This is a genomic window from Sphingobacterium paludis, from assembly GCF_004364125.1.
In the GTDB taxonomy this organism is placed as follows: Bacteria; Bacteroidota; Bacteroidia; order Sphingobacteriales; family Sphingobacteriaceae; genus Sphingobacterium; species Sphingobacterium paludis.
On record NZ_SNZV01000002.1, the window covers coordinates 348,041 to 370,613 of the forward strand.

At 43.3% G+C, this 22,573-nt stretch carries 15 protein-coding genes; 9 read left to right on the forward strand and 6 right to left on the reverse strand.

Annotated features, from left to right (window positions below):
* Positions 1-6: 6 nt before the first annotated feature.
* The 5 genes from rplA (at position 7) to rpoC (ending at position 9,990) form a co-directional block, all read left to right on the forward strand.
* Positions 7-705, forward strand: a complete 699-nt coding sequence (gene rplA / locus B0I21_RS04420; protein WP_037495624.1) for a 50S ribosomal protein L1 — start codon at positions 7-9, stop codon at positions 703-705.
* Between the two features lie 2 nt (positions 706-707).
* On the forward strand, positions 708-1,226 hold the full coding sequence (gene rplJ, locus B0I21_RS04425) for a 50S ribosomal protein L10 (RefSeq protein WP_133639254.1): 519 nt from the start codon (positions 708-710) through the stop codon (positions 1,224-1,226).
* Between the two features lie 70 nt (positions 1,227-1,296).
* Positions 1,297-1,674, forward strand: a complete 378-nt coding sequence (gene rplL / locus B0I21_RS04430) for a 50S ribosomal protein L7/L12 (RefSeq protein ID WP_002992785.1) — start codon at positions 1,297-1,299, stop codon at positions 1,672-1,674.
* A gap of 161 nt (positions 1,675-1,835) precedes the next feature.
* Complete coding sequence (gene rpoB, locus B0I21_RS04435) at positions 1,836-5,645, forward strand: DNA-directed RNA polymerase subunit beta (RefSeq protein ID WP_133639255.1); 3,810 nt, start codon at positions 1,836-1,838, stop codon at positions 5,643-5,645.
* A gap of 67 nt (positions 5,646-5,712) precedes the next feature.
* Positions 5,713-9,990: a DNA-directed RNA polymerase subunit beta' gene (rpoC, locus tag B0I21_RS04440; RefSeq protein WP_133639256.1), complete on the forward strand. Its 4,278-nt coding sequence runs from the start codon at positions 5,713-5,715 to the stop codon at positions 9,988-9,990.
* 71 nt (positions 9,991-10,061) lie between these two features.
* Here the strand turns inward: rpoC and B0I21_RS04445 are convergent, their stop codons facing one another.
* Positions 10,062-11,060, reverse strand: coding sequence for a sugar kinase (locus B0I21_RS04445; protein WP_133639257.1), 999 nt, complete (start codon positions 11,058-11,060; stop codon positions 10,062-10,064).
* Between the two features lie 150 nt (positions 11,061-11,210).
* On the opposite strand from B0I21_RS04445, the gene B0I21_RS04450 reads away from it, so the two are divergent.
* Both B0I21_RS04450 and uxuA read left to right on the forward strand, forming a co-directional pair.
* Positions 11,211-12,032, forward strand: a complete 822-nt coding sequence (locus B0I21_RS04450; protein ID WP_133639258.1) for an SDR family oxidoreductase — start codon at positions 11,211-11,213, stop codon at positions 12,030-12,032.
* A gap of 12 nt (positions 12,033-12,044) precedes the next feature.
* Positions 12,045-13,223 carry a mannonate dehydratase gene (uxuA, locus tag B0I21_RS04455; protein ID WP_133639259.1) on the forward strand — a complete coding sequence of 393 codons (1,179 nt, stop codon included), beginning with the start codon at positions 12,045-12,047 and terminating at the stop codon, positions 13,221-13,223.
* Here uxuA and B0I21_RS04460 read toward each other — a convergent pair whose 3' ends face one another.
* The 5 genes from B0I21_RS04460 to tyrS form a co-directional block, all read right to left on the reverse strand.
* Entirely contained in the window at positions 13,224-14,249 is a 1,026-nt protein-coding gene (locus tag B0I21_RS04460; RefSeq protein ID WP_133639260.1) for a LacI family DNA-binding transcriptional regulator, read from the reverse strand.
* Between the two features lie 6 nt (positions 14,250-14,255).
* The gene (locus B0I21_RS04465) at positions 14,256-14,900 is read right to left on the reverse strand and encodes a LolA family protein (RefSeq protein WP_133639261.1); all 645 of its coding nucleotides are present in this window, start codon (positions 14,898-14,900) and stop codon (positions 14,256-14,258) included.
* 3 nt (positions 14,901-14,903) lie between these two features.
* Positions 14,904-17,600 (reverse strand): FtsK/SpoIIIE family DNA translocase, encoded by a 2,697-nt coding sequence (locus tag B0I21_RS04470; protein ID WP_133639262.1) that lies wholly within the window; start codon positions 17,598-17,600, stop codon positions 14,904-14,906.
* A gap of 112 nt (positions 17,601-17,712) precedes the next feature.
* Positions 17,713-18,732 carry an energy transducer TonB gene (locus B0I21_RS04475; protein ID WP_243835946.1) on the reverse strand — a complete coding sequence of 340 codons (1,020 nt, stop codon included), beginning with the start codon at positions 18,730-18,732 and terminating at the stop codon, positions 17,713-17,715.
* Between the two features lie 47 nt (positions 18,733-18,779).
* A complete protein-coding gene (gene tyrS / locus B0I21_RS04480; protein ID WP_133639263.1) occupies positions 18,780-20,063 on the reverse strand; it encodes a tyrosine--tRNA ligase in 1,284 nt (427 codons plus the stop codon).
* Positions 20,064-20,150: 87 nt separating this feature from the next.
* Between tyrS and B0I21_RS04485 the strand changes: the two genes are divergently transcribed.
* Both B0I21_RS04485 and B0I21_RS04490 read left to right on the forward strand, forming a co-directional pair.
* A complete protein-coding gene (locus B0I21_RS04485; protein ID WP_133639264.1) occupies positions 20,151-20,825 on the forward strand; it encodes a hypothetical protein in 675 nt (224 codons plus the stop codon).
* A 60-nt stretch (positions 20,826-20,885) separates the two neighbouring features.
* The gene (locus tag B0I21_RS04490; protein WP_133639265.1) at positions 20,886-22,571 is read left to right on the forward strand and encodes an amino acid permease; all 1,686 of its coding nucleotides are present in this window, start codon (positions 20,886-20,888) and stop codon (positions 22,569-22,571) included.
* Positions 22,572-22,573 lie beyond the last annotated feature (2 nt).

Here is a 22,573-nt window from a genome sequence, read left to right on the forward strand (position 1 = left end):
AAGAAAGTGGCTAGATTAACAAAAAATCAAAAAGCGGCACTGTCCAAAATTGAAGCTGGTAAAGCGTACTCTTTGCAAGAAGCAGCAGCTTTAGTTAAAGAGATCACGACGACTAAATTTGATGCTTCTGTGGATATCGACGTTCGTTTAGGCGTGGATCCTCGTAAAGCAAACCAAATGGTTCGTGGTATCGCAACATTACCTCACGGAACTGGTAAAACTGTTCGCGTTTTAGTATTGTGTACTCCTGACAAGGAAGAAGAAGCTAAAGCAGCAGGTGCCGATTTCGTAGGTCTTGATGACTATATCAGCAAAATCGAAGGTGGTTGGACTGACGTTGATATCATTATTACTATGCCTAGTGTAATGGCTAAAGTGGGTAAATTAGGACGTATTTTAGGTCCTAGAAACTTGATGCCTAACCCTAAAACAGGAACAGTAACTACCGAAGTTGGTAAGGCTGTAACCGAAGTTAAGGCGGGTAAAATTGATTTCAAAGTTGATAAAACAGGAATCATCCATACTTCAGTTGGTAAAGTGTCCTTCGACGCAGATAAGATCTATGATAACGCATTGGAAGTGTTGCAAACACTTTCTCGTTTGAAACCATCTGCAGCTAAGGGAACCTACTTCAAGAGTATTCACATCTCTTCAACAATGAGTCCTGGTATTCATGTTGAAACTAAATCAGTAGCAGGAATTTAATCATGAGAAAAGAAGAAAAACAAGAAATTGTTCAAGCTTTGGCCGAACAGATTAAATCTTACGGTAATTTCTACATTACAGATACTGCTGATTTAACTGTTGACAAAATCAATAACATTCGTCGTAAATGTTTCGATCAAGGGATCACGATCCAAGTTGCTAAAAACTCGTTGATCGAGAAAGCACTTGTCGAAGCAGGTATCGATTCAGAAGAGCTACGTAGCGTACTTAAAGGTGCTTCTACATTGATGTTCTCTGAAACAGGAAATGCTCCTGCGAAGTTGATCAAGGAATTGCGCAAAGCTGGTGACAAACCCGTTTTAAAAGCAGCTTATATCCAAGAGACAGCGTTCGTAGGTGACGATCAATTGAATGCATTAGTTACCCTCAAATCGAAGGACGAACTTGTTGCAGACATTATCGCAGCGCTTCAATCACCAGCGAAAAATGTTATTTCAGCTCTTCAGTCGGGTGGAAATACAATTTCAGGATTAGTAAAAGCTTTAGAAGAAAGAGGCTAACGAACCCCTCTATAATAAGTTCGTGTATTCATTAAACATTATTTAAGTACATTCAAAAATTCAAAATAAAATGGCAGATTTAAAACAACTTGCTGAACAGTTAGTAAACTTAACAGTAAAAGAAGTTAAGGAATTAGCTGATATCTTAAAAGACGAGTACGGTATCGAGCCTGCTGCTGCTGCTGTTGCAGTTGCTGCTGCTCCTGCTGAAGGTGGCGCAGCTGCTGCTGAAGAGAAAACTTCATTCGACGTTATCTTGAAAGAAGCTGGTGGTCAGAAATTAGCAGTAGTTAAATTAGTAAAAGACCTAGCTGGTTTAGGATTGAAAGAAGCTAAAGACTTAGTTGATGGCGCTCCTAAAGAATTGAAAGCTGGTGTTTCTAAAGACGAAGCTGAAGCGTTGAAAAAACAATTAGAAGAAGCTGGAGCTGTTGTTGAGATCAAGTAATCTCACATATTAAAGCACCTTAAAGGTTTAGACTCTGCCAATATTTTGTCAGAGTCTATTCCTATTTATATTATTACATGTGCCAAATGGGTGCTGACATTGGCAAAAACATGATTACAGCATAGTTGGCTCAGTTTTTTTAAACTAAAATTCTTATTCCCTTGGCAAACAATAATATTCAAAAAGAAAGCGTGAATTTTGCTACAAGTAAGAAGGTAATTGATTACCCGGACTTCTTGGACGTGCAATTACAATCTTTCAAGGAGTTTTTTCAATTAGAAACTACTTCTGACAATCGCCATCAGGAAGGGCTGTTCAAGGTTTTCGCAGAAAACTTCCCTATTTCTGATTCAAGAAACATCTTCGTTTTAGAGTTTTTGGATTATTTTATCGATCCACCCCGCTATGACATTCAAGAATGTATTGAGCGTGGTTTGACGTATAGCGTTCCTCTAAAAGCAAAATTGAAGTTATCTTGTAATGATGAAGAGCACGAAGACTTCGAAACTATTGTTCAGGATGTATATTTAGGAACAATTCCGTACATGACTCCAAAAGGTACTTTCGTGATCAATGGAGCTGAACGCGTTATCGTTTCTCAATTACACCGTTCTCCTGGTGTATTTTTCGGTCAGAGTAGACACACAAATGGTACTAAACTTTATTCTGCAAGGGTAATTCCTTTTAAAGGATCTTGGATCGAATTCGCAACAGACGTAAACAACGTCATGTATGCTTATATCGACCGTAAAAAGAAATTTCCAGTTACTACGTTGCTACGCGCGATCGGTTACGATTCGGATAAAGATATCCTAGAATTGTTTGATCTTGCTGATGAGGTTAAAGTTAGTAAATCTGGACTAAAGAAATATGTTGGTCGTCGTTTAGCCGCCAGGGTATTGAAAAAGTGGATCGAAGATTTTGTGGATGAGGATACAGGTGAGGTCGTATCTATCGATCGTAACGAAATCATTTTAGAACGAGAAACAGTTTTAGAGGAAGATCATATTGATTTGATTATCGATGCAGGCGTTAAAGCTATTATCCTTGCAAAAGAAGATGCATCAAACAATGCAGACTACTCTATTATATATAATACATTACAAAAAGATACGTCAAACTCGGAGAAAGAGGCTGTGGAGCATATCTATCGGCAATTGCGTAACGCAGAACCACCTGATGAGGAAACCGCTCGCGGTATCATCGACCGTTTGTTCTTCTCCGATAAGCGTTACGATTTAGGTGATGTCGGTCGTTACCGTATCAATCGTAAATTGAAATTAAGCACAGCTGATGACATCAAGGTATTAACGCGCGAAGACATTATCGCTATCGTGAAGTACTTGATCAATTTGATCAATTCAAAAGCTGAGGTGGATGATATTGACCACTTGTCTAACCGTCGTGTACGTACAGTAGGTGAGCAATTGTATGCGCAGTTCGGTGTCGGTTTATCGCGTATGGCTCGTACTATCCGTGAGCGTATGAATATTCGTGACAACGAGGTGTTCACACCAACGGATTTGATTAACGCACGTACCTTATCATCCGTGATCAATTCCTTCTTCGGAACAAACCAGTTGTCCCAGTTTATGGATCAAGCCAATCCATTGGCGGAGATTACGCACAAGCGTCGTTTATCAGCCTTAGGACCTGGAGGTCTTTCACGTGAACGCGCTGGTTTCGAAGTTCGTGACGTTCACTACACACACTACGGTCGTTTGTGTACAATCGAAACGCCAGAGGGACCAAACATCGGTTTGATTTCATCACTGGCTGTACATGCGAAAATCAATAACTTAGGGTTTATTGAAACGCCTTACCGTAAGGTAACTAATGGTAAAGTTGTTGTTGATGAGCCGGTTGTTTACCTATCCGCTGAAGATGAGGATGACAAAACCATCGCACAGGCCAATGCGCAGTATGACGATAAAGGTAATTTCCTAGATCCAAAAGTAAAGGCAAGATACGAAGGTGACTTCCCTATTATCGAGCCTGAGCGTTTAGATTTCATGGATGTTGCGCCTAACCAGATTACATCCATCGCTGCGTCATTGATTCCTTTCTTGGAGCATGATGATGCCAACCGTGCTTTGATGGGATCGAACATGCAGCGCCAAGCTGTACCTTTGTTGCGCCCTAGCGCACCAATCGTAGGTACAGGTTTGGAAGCGCGCGTTGCGTCTGACTCACGTACCCTTATTAATGCCGAAGGCAATGGTGTCGTGGAATACGTGGATGCAAACGAAATTAAAATCCGTTACGAGCGTACGGAAGATGACCGTTTGGTATCTTTTGATGACGACGTAAAGACATACAGATTAATAAAATTCAAGAAAACCAACCAAAATACTTGTATCAACTTGAAGCCTATTGTTATTAAAGGCCAGAAAGTTAGTAAAGGTCAGGTATTATGCGAAGGCTATGCTACCGAGAATGGTGAGTTAGCGCTGGGTCGTAACTTGAAAGTAGCATTCATGCCTTGGCAGGGATACAACTTTGAGGATGCGATCGTAATCTCGGAGCGTGTCGTATCAGAAGATTTGTTCACATCACTTCATATTGAAGAGTTTGAGTTGGAAGTACGTGACACTAAACGAGGTGAAGAGGAGTTAACTGCAGACATCCCGAACGTTTCTGAAGAAGCTACAAAAGATTTGGATGAAAATGGTATCATCCGCATCGGTGCTGAGGTCAATGGTGGCGATATTCTGATCGGTAAAATTACACCTAAAGGAGAGTCTGATCCTTCACCAGAAGAGAAACTTCTTCGTGCAATCTTTGGTGATAAAGCCGGTGATGTGAAAGATGCATCCCTAAAAGCTTCTCCATCGTTGAAAGGTGTGGTTATTGATACGAAGTTATTCTCCCGTGCGAAAAAGATGTCTAAAGAAGTCGAAAGAAAAGCTTTAGAGAAATTAGAAGTCGCACATGACAGAGCAGCAAGGATCTTAAAAGAGCGTTTGGTAGAGAAGTTGTTCACCGTGGTTAATGGCAAAACCAGCCAAGGCGTTTACAATGTTTACAAAGAGCTATTGGTGCCAAAAGGTGCTAAGTTTACGCAGAAGATTCTTACAGACTTAGATTATACGCACATCAATCCAACGGGTTGGACAACGGATGATGATAAGAACGAGTTGATCAAGTTGGCGTTGCATTTTTACAACATCAAGATTAACGAGGAGCTTGGTGCATTCAAACGTGAGAAATTTGCCATCTCTGTGGGTGATGAGCTTCCTTCCGGTATCGTGCAAATGGCTAAAGTTTACGTTGCGAAGAAACGTAAGTTGAAAGTAGGGGATAAGATGGCGGGTCGTCACGGTAACAAAGGTATCGTAGCACGTATTGTACGTGATGAAGATATGCCTTTCTTGGCCGATGGAACACCAGTCGATATCGTGTTGAACCCATTAGGGGTACCTTCACGTATGAACCTTGGTCAGATCTACGAAACGGTATTGGGTTGGGCCGGACAAAAATTGGGTATGAAGTTCGCTACGCCAATCTTTGACGGTGCTGAGATGGATGAGGTAGAAGAATGGATCGCAAAAGCAGAATTACCGAAATCAGGTAGAACTTACTTATACAACGGTTTGACGGGTGATCGTTTTGATCAACCAACGACTGTAGGTGTGATCTACATGTTAAAATTAGGTCACATGGTGGATGATAAAATGCACGCGCGTTCTATCGGACCATACTCCTTGATCACGCAACAGCCTCTTGGTGGTAAAGCACAATTTGGTGGTCAGCGTTTCGGTGAGATGGAGGTATGGGCATTGGAAGCATTTGGTGCCTCTAACATCCTTCAAGAGATCCTGACGGTGAAATCCGATGATGTGGTTGGCCGTGCGAAAACGTATGAAGCCATCGTTAAGGGTAATAATCTGCCAACACCTTCTGTACCAGAATCGTTCAACGTATTGGTGCATGAGCTACGCGGTTTAGGTTTAGATATCACATTAGATTAATATCAGGTGCCTAAGAGGTTTTCGAACCTCTTAGGCTTCTACATACAGCTTTAACTTTTTATAAAGTATGTCTTACAAAAAAGATAACAAAATCAAAAGTAATTTCACATCGATTACGATCAGCTTAGCTTCTCCAGAGACTATTTTGGAGCGTTCAAGTGGTGAAGTTACCAAACCAGAGACGATTAACTATCGTACCTACAAGCCAGAACGTGATGGTTTATTCTGTGAGCGTATCTTTGGTCCTGTAAAGGACTATGAGTGTCACTGTGGTAAATATAAGCGTATCCGGTACAAAGGTATCGTATGTGACCGTTGTGGTGTAGAGGTTACGGAGAAGAAAGTACGTCGTGAGCGTATGGGGCACATCAGTTTGGTGGTTCCTGTGGCCCACATTTGGTATTTCCGTTCCCTGCCTAACAAAATCGGATACCTATTAGGTCTTCCAACCAAGAAATTGGATATGATCATCTACTACGAAAGATATGTGGTTATTCAACCAGGTGTCAAAGAAGAAGATGGTATCTCGTTTATGGATTTCTTAACAGAAGAGGAATACCTGGATATTTTAGATACACTGCCTAAAGAAAATCAATACCTAGACGATACAGATCCACAAAAATTTGTAGCGAAAATGGGTGCTGAGGCGATGGAAGAGTTGTTGAAACGGATCGATCTTGATCAGTTGTCATACGACCTACGTCACCAAGCGGCAAACGAAACTTCTCAACAACGTAAAAATGAGGCTTTAAAGCGTCTTCACGTAGTAGAAGCTTTCCGTGGCGCGAATGGCCGTATTGAAAATCGTCCAGAATGGATGATTGTGAAAATCGTTCCTATCATTCCACCGGAGTTACGCCCATTGGTGCCGTTGGATGGTGGTCGTTTTGCGACGTCCGATTTGAATGACTTATATCGTCGTGTTATTATCCGTAACAACCGTCTTAAGCGTTTGATCGAAATCAAAGCACCAGAAGTTATCTTGCGTAACGAGAAGCGGATGTTGCAGGAAGCTGTAGATTCGTTGTTCGATAACTCACGTAAGGTGAATGCGGTGAAAACCGAAGGTAACCGTGCGTTGAAATCATTATCGGATATCTTGAAAGGTAAGCAAGGTCGTTTCCGTCAAAACTTGTTAGGTAAACGTGTGGATTATTCGGCTCGTTCGGTAATCGTCGTTGGTCCTAACCTGAAATTGCACGAGTGCGGTCTTCCTAAAGATATGGCTGCCGAGCTTTACAAACCATTCATCATTCGTAAGATGATTGAAAGAGGTATTGTAAAAACCGTAAAATCTGCAAAGAAAATCGTTGACCGCAAAGATCCTGTCGTATGGGATATTTTGGAAAACGTATTGAAGGGTCACCCGGTACTATTAAACCGTGCGCCTACGCTTCACCGTTTGGGTATTCAAGCTTTCCAGCCTACCTTGGTAGAGGGTAAAGCGATCCAATTACACCCTTTAGTGTGTACAGCGTTCAACGCCGATTTCGACGGTGACCAGATGGCGGTTCACTTACCTTTAGGTAATGCGGCGATCTTGGAAGCGCAGATCTTGATGTTGGCCTCACATAACATCCTTAACCCTGCGAATGGATCACCGGTAACAGTACCTTCACAGGATATGGTTTTGGGTCTTTATTATATTACAAAAGGCCGCAGAAGTGTAGAAAGCCACGTGGTAAGAGGTGAAGATATGATTTTCTATTCTCCGGAAGAGGTTATTATCGCCCTAAATGAGAAAAAAATCGACCTACACGCTTACATCAAGGTTAAAACAAAAACTAGAAACAAAGAAGGTCAAATTGTTGATACCATCTTAGAGACAACGGTAGGTCGGGTTATCTTTAACCAAGTCGTGCCAGAAGAGATGGGCTTTATCAACGAATTATTGACTAAAAAGTCTTTACGTAACGTCATCGGTGAGATTGTGAAGAACACGGGTATGGCTCGTGCTGCACAGTTCTTGGATGATATGAAAGAGTTAGGATTCCAAACAGCCTTCAAAGGTGGTTTGTCCTTCAACCTACAAGACTTAAATATTCCAGCTGCAAAAGTTGATTTGATTGCGCAAGCGACAAGCGAAGTTGATGAGGTGAAAAACAACTACAATATGGGTTTCATCACCAACAACGAGCGTTACAACCAGATCATCGATATTTGGACGCGTATCAACAACAAGTTGACTTCGCACGTTATGAATATTTTATCCAACGATAACCAAGGTTTCAACTCAGTATATATGATGTTGGATTCTGGAGCACGTGGATCCAAAGAGCAGATTCGTCAGCTTTGCGGTATGCGGGGCTTGATGGCAAAACCACAAAAGTCTGGTACTTCAGGTGGAGAGATTATCGAAAACCCGATCTTATCCAACTTTAAAGAAGGTCTTTCCGTATTGGAGTACTTTATCTCTACCCACGGTGCGCGTAAAGGTCTTGCGGATACGGCATTGAAAACGGCGGATGCGGGTTACTTAACGCGTCGTTTACATGACGTTGCCCAGGATATGATTGTCGTAGAAGACGATTGTGCTACACTGCGTGGTATTTACAAAACAGCATTGCGTGAAAACGATGATATCGTGGAGCCATTGTACGATAGAATTCTTGGTCGTACGCCACTTAACGATGTGTTTCACCCTGAAACAGGGAAGTTAATCATCGCTGCTAACATCGATATTTCAGAAGAAGTAGCTGCTGAAATCGAAGAAGCCGGCATTGAAGGTGTGGAGATTCGTTCAGTATTGACCTGTGAGTCTAAGCGTGGTGTTTGTGCTTGTTGTTACGGCCGTAACTTGGCGTCTGGTAAACGCGTTCAGCTAGGTGAGGCAGTAGGGGTAATCGCAGCACAGTCTGTCGGTGAGCCAGGTACACAGCTTACACTTCGTACGTTCCACGTGGGTGGTACGGCTTCGAACATCGCAGCAGATTCTAGTATCGTCGCTAAATACGATGGTAAGATCGAATTTGAGAATGTACGTTCCGTTGCCAAGGAAGGCGAAGATGGTCCTTACCAAGTCGTCATTGGACGTTCCGGCGAGATCCGTATCGTTAACGACGAGAAGAAAGTTCTATATACACAGGTTATCCCTTACGGTGCTAATTTGTATGTAAATGAAGGTGACAAAGTTGAAAAAGGAAAAACCCTTGTTGACTGGGATCCATATAATGCGGTAATCATCTCCGAATTCGGTGGTAAAATTGAATTTGAGGCTATTATCGAAGGTGTTACTTTCCGTGATGAGTCTGATGAGCAAACAGGTCACAAAGAGAAAGTTATTATCGAAACACGTGATAAAACGAAGAACCCGACGATCAAGATTGCGGATTTAACGGGCGACACATTACGTTCGTATAACATCCCTGTTGGTGCCCACGTTTCGGTTCAAGACGGACAGAAAATTAAAGAGGGTACGATCTTGGCGAAGATTCCACGTGCTACGGGTAAAACACGAGATATCACGGGTGGTCTTCCACGTGTGACCGAGTTGTTCGAAGCACGTAATCCTTCTAACCCAGCGGTAGTAACCGAAATTGACGGTATTGTTACCTTGGGTGGGGTGAAACGTGGTAACCGCGAAATTTCGATCGAGTCTAGAGACGGACAGATCAAGAAATACTTGGTACCACTTTCGAAACACATCTTGGTACAGGATAATGACTTTGTGAAAGCAGGTATGCCACTATCAGATGGATCTATTTCACCTGGTGACATCTTGTCGATCAAAGGCCCAGCGGCTGTTCAAGAGTACATTGTAAATGGTATTCAAGAGGTCTACCGCTTACAAGGGGTAAAAATCAACGATAAACACTTTGAAACTATCGTTCACCAAATGATGCAAAAAGTGAATATCGAAGATCCAGGAGATACAAGATTCTTAGAGAAAGAAGCAGTGAACAAATGGGATTTCATGCAAGAAAACGACTCGTTGTTCGACAAAAAAGTCGTTGTTGAAGCAGGTGATTCTAAAACCTTACGTCCAGGCCAGATTGTAACGATGCGTAAGCTTCGTGAAGAGAATTCGCTATTGAGACGTCAAGATTTGCAAACTGTGGAAGTGCGTGATGCGATTTCAGCGACCTCTAGTCCTTTATTGCAAGGTATCACACGTGCATCCTTGGGTACCAAGTCATTTATCTCAGCGGCATCGTTCCAGGAAACCACGAAAGTGCTTAATGAGGCAGCAATCGCAGGTAAACGCGATGACTTGTTAGGATTGAAAGAGAACGTAATCGTTGGTCACTTGATTCCTTCAGGTACTGGTTTACGTGAGTACAGCAATATCATTGTAGGTTCTCGTGAAGAATATGATCAACTATTAGCTTCTAAAGAAGAAGATTAATCCATTTGATCCACAACCAAAAAGGGTAGCGACACATCGCTACCCTTTTTTCGTTTTGAAGAAATTGTATGTTAAAACCAGCTGATCTGTCCGTCGCCAAAATCCCCTTTGATGAATAGCTTGTGGAAACCTGCGGCGGTCGCGGTATCAACAATTTGTTGTGCGCTCATATCATGTACCAGCGCATGAATTAGCCCCGCCATAAATGCATCTCCACTCCCTATCCTATCAATAACCTGTTGTGTCTCCAGTGTTTTTGAATGTACATCAGTCGTGCGATTATGATAGGTGCCGTAGAATAGATTATGCTGTGGATTGTCCATAAACCGAAACGTATATGCGATATGTTTACATCGAGGATATTGCTCAAACACCTCCTGCGCCGACGCGTTGGCTGCAGCCAAATATTCTTCTTTCGAGGTATTGCGATCCAATGTTTCGTCAACCTTTGCACCCAACATCTTATTAGCCGCCCAAATATTGCCCATGATGACATCGCAATAAGCCACCAGCTGTGGCATTACCGCGATAGGTTCCTGGCCATATTGCCACAATCTATTCCTATAATTCAGATCGACCGATATGGTGATTTCTCTCTTCGCAGCATACTCCAACAATTTATGCATCAACGCTGCCATATCTGCGTTAAGAGCAGGTGTCAAGGCTGTCCAATGAAACCATGTAATACCTTCAAACAGCTTGTCAAAATCAATATCATGTTCGTTTAATAAACTGAAACTAGAGTATTTTCTATCGTATATTACTTCTCCTTTTGATAAGCCATTGGCCGACATCAAGATATAAGAACCAATGCGATCACCAGCAGCTATAGACTTGGATACATCAATCGTTAAATTTTCAAGAATGGAAAAAATTTCGTCAGAGAGGGCATTTTTCGGAAAGGCGCTACAATACGCTACAGCATTGCCCATCTGCGCTAATGATGCTGCTACATTTGCTTCGGATCCGCCTGGAAAGATTTCAAGTTTATTGTTCTTCTTATCAAAGAAGCTCGTGCCTAAACTTTGCTGTCTAATAAGAATTTCACCAAATGATAAGATACGGTTCATATGCGATTTTATTTTGGATCGTAAATTAACGTTATTTTCTCTTTCTTTTCCATGGGACTACGAAATCGTTATCGTTAATTCTAGGTTTTTTGCTATCCATATGCCGTAAAAAACCGCTATAATTGGGGCTTATAAACTAAAAATCAAACTATGAATATTCTAGAGAGGTTCTCCTTAAAAGGCAAAGTAATTGTCGTGACGGGAGGAACGGGGATTTTAGGAAAAGCTTTTGTAAAAGCCCTTGCCGAGGCCGGATGCAAAATTTGCATTATCGGTAGGAATGCAGAGCGGGCTAATGAACGAGTTAGATTGGTCAATACGCTAGGAGCAGAGGGCTTTGCTGTTGTTGCCGATGTCATGGATGAACAGTCTATGCGTGCTGCTCGCGAACAAATCGTAGCCAAGTGGGGAACTATTGACGGGCTTATTAACGCCGCTGGAGGAAATATCCCGGGAGCGACAATCAGCCCTGATGAAAGTATTTTTGATAATAAAATAGCTGATACTATCAAAGCGATCGAGCTGAACCTGTATGGAACGATTATCCCTTCCATGGTTTTCGGCGAGGTGATGGCCAATAAGGGCGAAGGTTCCATCATTAACATATCTTCTTTGGCGTCAAGTCGTCCGTTCACACGCGTTTTAGGTTATACCGTTGCTAAGCATGGCGTGGATGGGTTCACAAAATGGATGTCTGCCGAGCTGGCTCTGCGCTATTCCAATAAAATACGCGTTAATGCAATAGCGCCCGGCGTTTTCCTCACCGAACAGAATAGAACGCTGCTCACCAATCCGGACGGCAGCTATACCGACCGCGCGAATAAATTCGTACAGGGAACACCTTTCGCTCGGTTGGGCGATCCTTCGGAGCTAGAAGGCACCCTGATCTACTTGCTGAGCGATGCTTCGGCATTTGTGACCGGGGAGACTATATTTGTGGACGGAGGTTTTAATAGCTGGTCTGGCGTATAAAGCATAACGAACATGGCAGAACAATATTTACAACAAGCTTGGCGTTGGTACGGCCCAAGCGATCCTGTTTCCTTGCAAGATGTGAAACAGGCGGGAGCAACGGCTATCGTCACGGCACTTCACCATATTCCGCATGGCAAGATTTGGCCAACAGCCGATATTTTGGAACGTAAGGCCATTATCGAAGAGGCCGGGTTGGTGTGGAGCGTCGTTGAAAGCGTGACCATCCATGAAGCAATCAAAACAAAGTCGGCCGGTGTAGAGCATTACCTAGAGAATTATAAACAGACCTTACAAAATCTTGCAGATTGCGGTATAAAAACCGTGTGCTACAATTTTATGCCGGTATTAGATTGGACTCGCACGCAGCTCGATATGTTGATGGCTGACGGATCAAAGGCACTCTATTTCGATTGGATTGATTTGGCAATTTTCGATATCTATATTCTGGAGCGTCCAGGTGCTGCTGCGTCATATCCGGAAAATATCAAGAGCTTAGCAGCAGCACGGTTCGAAACATTTAACGACGAAAAGAAAGCGCATTTACAGCATAATGTACTGATGGGTATTCCAGGGGAGAAAGATCCATCCCTGCAAGAGCTCAGAGATAGCATTGAGATCTATGCGCAAATAGGCTTCGATGGGTTGCGAGAAAATCTAAAGCATTTCCTAAGCTCGATAGCGGATGTTTGCGAACGCAATGGTATAAAAATGACCATTCATCCGGATGATCCGCCTTATCCTATTTTAGGCTTACCGCGAATCGCCAGCAATATCGAAGACTTTCAATACATTATTCGCTGCGTGGATAAGCCATTTAATGGTGTCTGTTTCTGTACGGGCTCACTAGGCGCTGGACCTGCGAATGATCTGCCCGCTATCTTAAAGAAGGTAGCACACCGCGTCTATTTCGCACATCTGCGTAATGTGAAACGCGACGAACTCGGTAGCTTTTATGAAGCCGACCATTTGGACGGAGACGTCGATATGTATGCCGTGATGCAAGGGCTAGTCGAAGAAAACCAACAGCGAGAAATCGCTATTCCATTCAGGCCCGACCATGGTCATCAGATGTTGGATGATCTGCATAAAAAAACTAATCCTGGATACTCAGCTATTGGCAGACTGCGAGGGCTTGCGGAGCTCCGTGGCCTCGAATTGGGCATTATTAAATCTAGAGATAGAGGTTGATTAGATCTTAGTCGATCGTCGGAGCTGAATGGACGTGGGTAATTTGATGTCTTCCCATTCTATTTGGTTCCGATGATTTTTGTCAATAACGTCGATCAGTTTATTTACGGAAATCTCGCCAATATCTTTTGTGGGTTGCCGAATGGTACTTAGAGAGGGGTTCAGTGACAGTGCAAGGTCAGTATTCGCGAAGCCAATTACGGCAATCTCCTCAGGTACCTTGATTTCGAGTTTCGCCATCACTCCTAATAAATGGGTCGTAATGGTATCCGCAATGCCTAAAATGGCTTCTGGAGGCTGGGGGAGCGCCCTCAAGCGGAGGATATGCTGCTCCATTTCGGCATGAAGCCCTTCAATCGTTTTCACATCGCAGTAAACAATGTATTCTTGGTGGATAGCCAGTCCCCGCTCTTCGTGCGCTTGCCGGTATCCTGCCAAACGCTTGGCCGTGATGCCTTGCTTCGTCCCACAGAAAATCGCTACACGACGCCTGCCGCTCTCAAAAAGATGCTGACATGCATTGTACGTTCCGTCGGCATTGAGCACGCCAACCTTATGGGTTTCCAGGGGATAGTCCGTACGATCAAAAATCACGATGGGCGTGTGGGCAATAATTTGCGTGGCAAGCTTCACATTGGAGTTCTCGTGAATAGGGCAAAATAACAGACCATCGACACCCTTGTCTAGCATCGCTTGAAGAGCCGCATGCTCCAGTTCTTCGTTCTCCATACTCACCATGATTACCACGCGGTAGTTTCTTTCGCGGGCAGCATGTTGCATCCCTTCCAGAATCTGCGACTCAAAGGGGCTAGTCATTTTAGGCAAAACGATACCGATGGTTTGGGTCTTTCCCGTCTTCAACGATTGGGCAAGCACATTCGGCTGATAATTCAGCTCCCGAGCAAATTCTCTGACACGCTTTTTGGTTACCTCACTGATTTCGTAACTATCATTAAGCGCTTTGGAAACAGTAGAAACCGACATGTTTAATGCCGCAGCCAAATTCTTGAGCGTCGTCTTCGCCATAAAGATCTATCTTAAATCGACAATTTCGAAACCAGGGTAGTTGGATTTGTTGAACGTGAATTGAGACGTTGGCAAAGTATGGTTAACATACAGCGTTTTTATGGTATACGTATAGCGCGCGCCAGACTTGTCAAAAATTGAAACATCGTGGATATGTTTGTTCTTATTTACGCGGATTTTAATCTTCGAGTAATTGTTTTTGCTATCTATTGGGCTTAGCTCGACAACATTTAGCAGGTCAGCTCCAACCTTTTCTGTCCCGCGGCTTGCGTATGTAAAACCACTTTTGTAAAAAGTGAAAAGGTTGTTTGGACCGATACTCGTTGAGCTTTCTTCGGCGGTAGACACTTGCACTTCTTTATCATCCTTCAAAATGCTGTAGATAGCCTTACCGTCACTTATCAATTCTTGAGCATTCAGCTGTATACGGTATTGATTTTTCGGCTTGTTCAAATACAAAGTTCCCTGGTCGGTATATGAATCTCCCTGCATCGGCTGCATCGAAAAACTGAAATTTGACTGGATGCTGTGGTAAGCATCGTACTTTTTTGATACTTGGTCCAGTAGCTTTTTAGCGGTCGGATCATTCTGCGCTGTTGCTACGGCACCTGTCCATAGCAAGAATGTAAATAGAACTATGTGTAATCTCATGCACTAATCGTTTTTTCTCAAGGTTTCTAAATATTGTTCTAGCGAATATTCATCAGGGTAAAGCACTTCGCGCGCTTTACTTCCTTCAAATGGGCCCACAATTCCGGCGGCCTCCAGTTGATCTATGATTCGCCCAGCTCTATTGTAACCTAGTTTCAGTTTGCGCTGAATTAATGATGTGGAGCCTTGTTGATGCATCACGATAAGTCTCGCTGCGTCTTCAAAAAGTTGATCTCTATCGTCCAAATCAAAATCCATGCTGCCCCCACCTTCGCCATTCTCATCCACATATTCCGGTAGCAAAAATGCGGAAGGATAGCCGCGTTGGCTGCCTATAAACTCCGAGATCTTATCTACCTCCGGTGTGTCGACAAAAGCACACTGTATCCGCGTTAGATCACTACCCGTAGACAAGAGCATATCGCCCCGGCCTATTAGCTGGTCTGCACCACCCGTATCCAAAATTGTCCGTGAATCAACTTTAGACAATACACGGAATGCCAATCGAGCCGGGAAGTTTGCCTTTATCGTACCCGTAATGATGTTCACCGAAGGTCTTTGCGTAGCAATCACTAAGTGTATGCCAACCGCACGGGCTAGCTGTGCGAGTCGCGCAATAGGGGTTTCTACTTCTTTTCCGGCCGTCATCATCAAATCTGCAAACTCATCGACTACTAGAACTATAAAGGGTAAGAATCGATGACCCTCCTCAGGGTTTAATCGGCGTCCAACAAATTTTACGTTATATTCTTTCAAATTCCTGACTTGCGCATTCTTTAGCAGGTCATAGCGTTGATCCATTTCTATGCACAGCGAGTTGAGCGTATTGATCACCTTTTTTGTGTCGGTAATGATCGCTTCTTCTTCGTTTGGAAGTTTGGCAAGGAAATGTCTTTCAATAGTTTTAAACAAAGAAAGCTCCACCTTTTTAGGATCGACCATCACAAATTTCAGTTCCGCCGGGTGCTTTTTATATAACAACGAGGTCAATATCGCATTGATCCCCACTGATTTCCCCTGACCGGTGGCTCCCGCTACGAGAAGGTGTGGCATTTTTGATAAGTCGGCAATAAATACCTCGTTGGAGATGGTCTTCCCTAAAGCTATGGGCAGATCCATATCCGTTTTTTGGAATTTTTCCGTCGCCAAGACCGAGCGCATGGAGACCATTTCTGGCGAACTGTTTGGTACCTCAATACCGATCGTGCCCTTGCCTGGCATGGGGGCAATGATACGGATGCCTAATGCCGCTAAGCTTAGTGCGATGTCATCTTCCAAGTTCTTAATTTTCGAAATCCGAACACCGGGTTTCGGAATGATCTCGTAGAGTGTCACCGTAGGGCCGATAGTAGCTTTTATATGCTCGATCTCGATATTATAGTTCCGCAACGTGTCGACAATCCGGTTTTTATTGGCTTCCAGCTCTTGCTGATTGATCGTGATCTTGCCCGTTCCGTAGTCTTTGAGCAGGTCGAGGGTCGGGTATTGATAACCAGAAAGATCAAGCTTCGGGTCGTATTCGCCGAATTGAGCGACCAGGTCATTAGCTGTTATCTCTTTCTCTTCAACAACTTTCTCTACACGCAGCACGGGGCCGTCTTCCAATGCGGTAGGTTCTTCTTCTTCAATAGGTTCGCTATCATCCACAAAATCCTCCGCATTGTCTACAGAAAAGGTAATTTCATTGGTTGCTGTTGGCTTTAATGCTACAGAAAGCTCTTCTTCCTCGTCGAGGTCGCTCATAGCAAACTCTTCCCGTTTGCGCGCTCCAGCCGCAGCTATGGCATTAGCCGGCGCTTCATTGAACGTGTTTAACGGAGTAGGCGAAAGACGCGTTTCTTCCTGCTTATCCAGTATCGGTTCATCTACTTCAGCACGCGTGGCGGCTAAGGCTTCGTTTCGTGTCAACCCAGCTGTCGCCACCGTATTGGTGCGTCTAAATGTTTCAAAATTATCATCATCTTCTTCCAACTCTTCCTCTTCTTCTTTTCTGGAAGTCCAAGTCCATTTTAGATCCAGGTTATAAATCAAAATTAAAGCGGTCAGGTATGCAAATACCAGAAGAGCGGCTATGCCCGTTGAGCCAATCTGTGCCTTCATCAGCTGATTAGTCCAATAGCCAAATTTGCCTTCCAATATGTGAGGCGAATCAGTCAGGAAGTCTTGTAAAAATCCAAGTGTAACCGATAGAAAAATGATACTGATAGATGAGTAGATTAGCGTTTTCCAAACGGGTAAGATCGATCTTTTATAAAGAAGTTTGTAGCCTATGACGAAGGACATAAGCGCAAAAAGGAAGGAAGCCACACCAAACCACTCATAAATAAACTGATTGGCGAGCAGCGCCCCAAGTTTGCCCAGTTTGTTCTCCACAACCGGAAGATCGATTCGCTCATCAGCAATTTCTTCCGTTGTTTGGAACAGCGTTGACCAACCACCATTTGTTTCCGCGATGTAGCTTTGATCCTGTTTCCACGTAAGGAGGTAAGAAACAAATGATACCGCAAGCACAAACGATACGAAAAGCAGAAAAATGCCTAGAATCTTAAGTGCTTTACGTTGCCCTTCGGAAAAATTTATTTTTTCGAAAGATTTGAAGTGCTCTTTTTTATTGTATGTTACATTTCCAACACTACGTGGAGCGCGTTTCGTGCTGCCACCATTGCTGGAATTTTTAAACGTATTTCCTTTGTTTGACATGAAAAATAGATAATCCTCCTAGACACAAACTTAAAAAAAAAGGATGACTATCTGATGAGAATTTTAGCGCAGGATATAAATGCCCAATGCCCATCTTTAGAGATATCACTGGCTAACTACTCAAGTTCAGCTGTATAGGTAATGCGTACGAAACTCGAACAGGGAGTCCTCTTTGTATACCGGGAGACCATTTGCGTTTTGCTTTTTTTATGGCTTCAATTGCTGCTTCCCCCGTATCATATCCCAGGTCTTTGCTCACCTTGAAACTGCTCATGCTACCATCTTTTTCAACGATAAACTCGATCTGCACCGTGCCAGATACCCCTGCGTCTATAGCTGCACGGGGGTATCTATAGTTATTCGCGACAACCCTTCTTAACGCCGAGGTTCCCCCGGGATATTCCGGAGGGACAGCATACGTGTCTTCGTTATAATTTGTCGCTACACCGAGAGAATCTTTGATCACACCGCTTATTAATTTGTCATTTTGCCAGATCTCTTTAAATGTGCGCTTACCGGATTTACCGTTCCATTCGCCATTTTTTTTGTGGTTCAACAGCGGTCCTTGTTCCAACAATACCAAATTCGCCAGGTCGAAAACAGGAAAATCGCCAGTTCCATTTTTAACAACCACTTCGCCAAGACTGTCTTTTACCAATATATACTCGACGATACGCTGCCTACTCGATTCGTTGCCTTCCATAAGGAGACGTGGTGCAACGCGCTGATCGGAAGAAACGAACTTGTGCAAGCTTAACGTATACAATTGGCCGTTAGGATAATAGGCATATGCGCTGTCTATCAGTTGATTCTTGTCGTTGTAATGCTGTTTTTCCTGTAGCTGCCCATTCGCATAATATGTCAGACATTCTCCGATTTTAGACGATGTCATACTGCCATTCGTTAATCGTGTGACAAGTTTGAGACGATCGCCTTTTGTGTAATACTCTTTATACTTCCGAAGATTGGGATATTGCTCATCCGGAGTTATGACACGGTAATAGTAGGATTGTTCGCGCGTTTGTACAGTTCGCCCTAAGGAATCGTGATAGCTCAACTGCTTTCGTTGTGCAAGCAAGCTGAAGCTTGAAAAAAGTAATAATAGGATGAAGAAGGCGAGGTTTTTTATCATGTTAATTTCGGTGAATGGCTTGGATCATCATTCACCGAAATTAAAAGCTATTTGGCAATAATCAAAAAATAATTTTTCTTACCGCGTTGAGCAACGATATACTGGCTGTTGATCAAGCTACTGGTATTGATCGTAAGTTCAATATCGTTAATTTTCTCTTTATTGATCGCTACACCGCCGCCTTGCAGCATTTTACGCGCTTCGCCTTTAGAAGGGAAGACCTGTGTTTCTACGGCCAAAAGATCCAGGACGTTGATACCTGCGGCTAAATCACTTTTGTTAATTTCAAACTGTGGTACCCCATCAAACACTTCCAATACGGCATCGTGCTGCAAATCAGCAATAAAATCTAATGAACCATTGCCAAAAAGAAATTCCGAAGTTTTAATGGCAGTCTCATAGTCTTTTTCGCTATGTGTGCGAATGGTAATATCTTTCGCTAAGGCTTTTTGTACCGCACGCGTGTGTGGAGCTGCATCATGCTCTGCAATGATCGCATTAATCTCCGCCTCCGTCTTCAGCGTGAAAATTCGAATCCAGTTCTTTGCATCGTCATCAGAGGTGTTGAGCCAAAACTGGTAGTATTTATATGGGGATGTCTTCTTCGGATCCAACCATATGGCCCCTGACTCCGTCTTACCAAATTTTTGTCCGTCAGCCTTTTTAATCAATTGGGTCGTTAGAGCGTAGGCGGTGCCTTGATCTTGCCTTCGGATCATCTCGCTGCCAGTCACGATATTTCCCCACTGATCGGAGCCGCCCATTTGTATTTTACAGTTGTGGTGTTTCCACAGATAATAGAAATCGTAGCCCTGTATCAGTTGGTAGGTAAATTCCGTGAAGGATAGGCCGTTGTCACCCTCTAAACGCTTTTTGACAGAATCTTTGGCCATCATATAGTTGACCGTGATTAACTTTCCCACATCACGAATAAATTCCAGAAAGCTGAAATCTTTAAACCAATCGTAGTTGTTGACCATTTTAGCGTCGTTTTCGCCGTCGCCAAAATTGAGAAACTTGGCCAGTTGATTTTTCAAGCAGTCCAAGTTATGTTGTAAGGTCTCCTCATTCAACAGGTTTCGTTCTGCGGATTTAAAAGAAGGGTCACCAATCATACCTGTCGCACCGCCCACAAGGGCTACGGGTTTATGTCCGGCATTTTGAAAATGAATTAGCGTCATAATCTGCGTCAGGTGCCCCACATGTAACGAATCGCCTGTTGGATCGAATCCGATATATCCAGAAACCTTTTCTTTATTCAGTAAGTCTTCGGTTCCAGGCATTATATCTTGTAACATACCTCTCCAACGTAGTTCTTCTACAAAGCTCATTTTTTTATGATTACGATTTTTTAAACTAAGATTGCAAAGATAAGAGATTAAGCCGTATCTTACGATATTAATTGAGCAGATTGAATTGTGAATTTTTTGTCGCATTATTATTTCGAACGTTATAGTCCACATGCGGAAACCGTCTTTGGCGCGCTACTTCCGGATTTACTTAAAAATGTGAATAAGGCATACAATTTCCATCCGCAACGTTTCGAAGAAGCCCTTTTTGCGCACCCACAGACCCGCTACGTTTCGGAAGGCTGGTACCGGCATGTCGAAGTTGATAAGCTGTTTCACAGTTCTGAATTTTTCATCGAGCACTGTCACGTACTACGAAAGTTGCTCGACCCGATTGTAGCGCACCTGCCTATACGCGCTTCTTTTCTAGCCCATATTAGTATCGAGCTCTTATTGGATCATTTATTGATCGACCAGCAAATTGTCAATGCGCAGCGTTTGTACGAGCACTTGGAACACATCTCCCCCAATCTGATCGAAAAATATCTCCGCACGCTGGGTGATGTCGATATCGCGGAGTTTAAAAATTTTTATACCCGATTCTTGGAATCCAGATACATGTTGAGCTATCATGATGTAAGTAACCTCGCGCATGCGTTGTTTAATATTTGTAAGCGGGTATGGGTGTTTCAGACCACTGATGCCGACCTGTATGAACTCACGGCTTGTTTGTCACATTATAAGGAACACCATCTAAAAAACTATTTGGATATTTTTCATAATATCCAGGGTAACATGAAGTAGTTTACCTAAATTTTATCATTTTTGCGTTTTTGTAACGAAGCAATATATTAACAGTTTGATATGATAAATAAACTTTTCCGGAAGAAGAGTGTCGACCAAATTTTGAAAGACTCCCAGGATGGTACTGGATTGGCGAAAGTGCTAGGAGTGAAAGATTTGGTGTCGTTAGGCATCGCTGCCATTGTAGGTGCCGGTATCTTCAGCACCATCGGTCTTGCTAGTTTTGAAGGTGGCCCCGCGATTTCCCTATTATTTATTTTCGTAGCGTTTGCCTGTGTTTTTACGGCATTGGCCTATGCACAGTTTGCAAGTACGGTTCCGGTGTCAGGAAGTGCTTATACGTATGCCTATGTTGCTTTTGGTGAACTTTTTGCCTGGATCATTGGTTGGGCTTTGGTATTAGAATACGCTGTTTCCAATACCGTTGTCGCTATATCGTGGTCGCAGTATTTCGTGTCGATGTTGGAAGGGTTTGGTATCCTGCTGCCCAAATGGATTACTATGGCGCCCGGCTATGCGCTAGATGCGCATGCTAAATTTCTCGCAGAGGGCATGGCAGCGCTGAATGTGGCGGATAAAGCCGGATTGGAAGCCTATATGACCGCACCACGAATTGCTGACATGCCGATTATCTTTGATTTTCCGGCCGGATTGGTGACGCTTTTAGTTACTTGGCTGGTCTATATTGGGATTAAGGAATCTCAGCGTGCCAGTAATATCATGGTGATGATCAAGGTGGGTATTATCATTTTAGTTGTTTTAGGTGGAATATTCTTTATCAAGCCCGAAAACTGGACGCCCTTCGCGCCAAATGGTTTGCGCGGTGTAATGGGCTCAGTTGCCGCCGTTTTTTTCGCATTCATCGGATTTGATTCCATTTCGACAACAGCCGAAGAATGTAAAAATCCGCAACGCGATCTTCCAAGAGCCATGATCATTTGCTTAATCATTTGCACGGTACTCTATGTCGCCATCACATTAGTGCTGACAGGCATGGTAAACTACACGGAGCTGAATGTAAAAGATCCTTTAGCTTTCGTGTTTAAATATGTTGGCTTCGATCATATGGCTGGTATCGTATCGGTAACTTCCGTTATTGCGATCACCAGTGCCTTGCTTGTGTACCAGCTGGCGCAACCAAGAATCTGGATGACTATGAGCCGCGACGGTTTGCTCTCCAAAAGATTTGCACGCATCCATCCAAAATATAAAACACCCTCATACGCAACCATTGTAACCGGTATTGTGGTTGCTATCCCATCCTTGTTCTTTAAGATGGATTTCTTTGTCGACTTAACCAGCGTAGGGACGTTTTTCGCCTTTATTTTGGTTTGCGCGGGTGTGCTGTACATGGACCATGTAGGTTTATCGGCCCGATCAAAGTTTAAAGTACCCTATATAAATGGAAAATACATTATCGGAGTAGGCTTTGTTTTAGCGTGGATATTGGTGTACAGCTATGCGCAAAGCACCATCTCGGAATGGCGTGCCCTTTCCTTCGCCGAAATTATAGAACATAAGTCGTTGGTACTGGTATTTTGGGGCAGTTGGGTATTACTCGCGGTCTTAGGTTTTAGATATAATTTTTCGTTGTTGCCTGTTATCGGTATCTTGATCAATCTTTACCTCATGAGCGAGTTAGGTGCCAGCAACTGGATTATTTTTATTCTGTGGTTGCTCGTCGGTCTGATTATTTATTTTGCCTATGGATACAGACATTCCAAGTTGAACAAGATCACCGGTTAGTT

What these genes read in the sequence shown, in the direction of transcription:
- B0I21_RS04490 (WP_133639265.1), top strand. Translation starts at nt 20,886, where the DNA reads ATGATAAATAAACTTTTCCGGAAGAAGAGTGTCGACCAAATTTTGAAA.
- rpoC (WP_133639256.1), top strand. Translation starts at nt 5,713, where the DNA reads ATGTCTTACAAAAAAGATAACAAAATCAAAAGTAATTTCACATCGATT.
- tyrS (WP_133639263.1), bottom strand. Translation starts at nt 20,063, where the DNA reads ATGAGCTTTGTAGAAGAACTACGTTGGAGAGGTATGTTACAAGATATA.
- B0I21_RS04465 (WP_133639261.1), bottom strand. Translation starts at nt 14,900, where the DNA reads ATGAGATTACACATAGTTCTATTTACATTCTTGCTATGGACAGGTGCC.
- rplL (WP_002992785.1), top strand. Translation starts at nt 1,297, where the DNA reads ATGGCAGATTTAAAACAACTTGCTGAACAGTTAGTAAACTTAACAGTA.
- uxuA (WP_133639259.1), top strand. Translation starts at nt 12,045, where the DNA reads ATGGCAGAACAATATTTACAACAAGCTTGGCGTTGGTACGGCCCAAGC.
- B0I21_RS04450 (WP_133639258.1), top strand. Translation starts at nt 11,211, where the DNA reads ATGAATATTCTAGAGAGGTTCTCCTTAAAAGGCAAAGTAATTGTCGTG.
- B0I21_RS04445 (WP_133639257.1), bottom strand. Translation starts at nt 11,060, where the DNA reads ATGAACCGTATCTTATCATTTGGTGAAATTCTTATTAGACAGCAAAGT.
- rplJ (WP_133639254.1), top strand. Translation starts at nt 708, where the DNA reads ATGAGAAAAGAAGAAAAACAAGAAATTGTTCAAGCTTTGGCCGAACAG.
- B0I21_RS04470 (WP_133639262.1), bottom strand. Translation starts at nt 17,600, where the DNA reads ATGTCAAACAAAGGAAATACGTTTAAAAATTCCAGCAATGGTGGCAGC.
- B0I21_RS04460 (WP_133639260.1), bottom strand. Translation starts at nt 14,249, where the DNA reads ATGGCGAAGACGACGCTCAAGAATTTGGCTGCGGCATTAAACATGTCG.
- B0I21_RS04475 (WP_243835946.1), bottom strand. Translation starts at nt 18,732, where the DNA reads ATGATAAAAAACCTCGCCTTCTTCATCCTATTATTACTTTTTTCAAGC.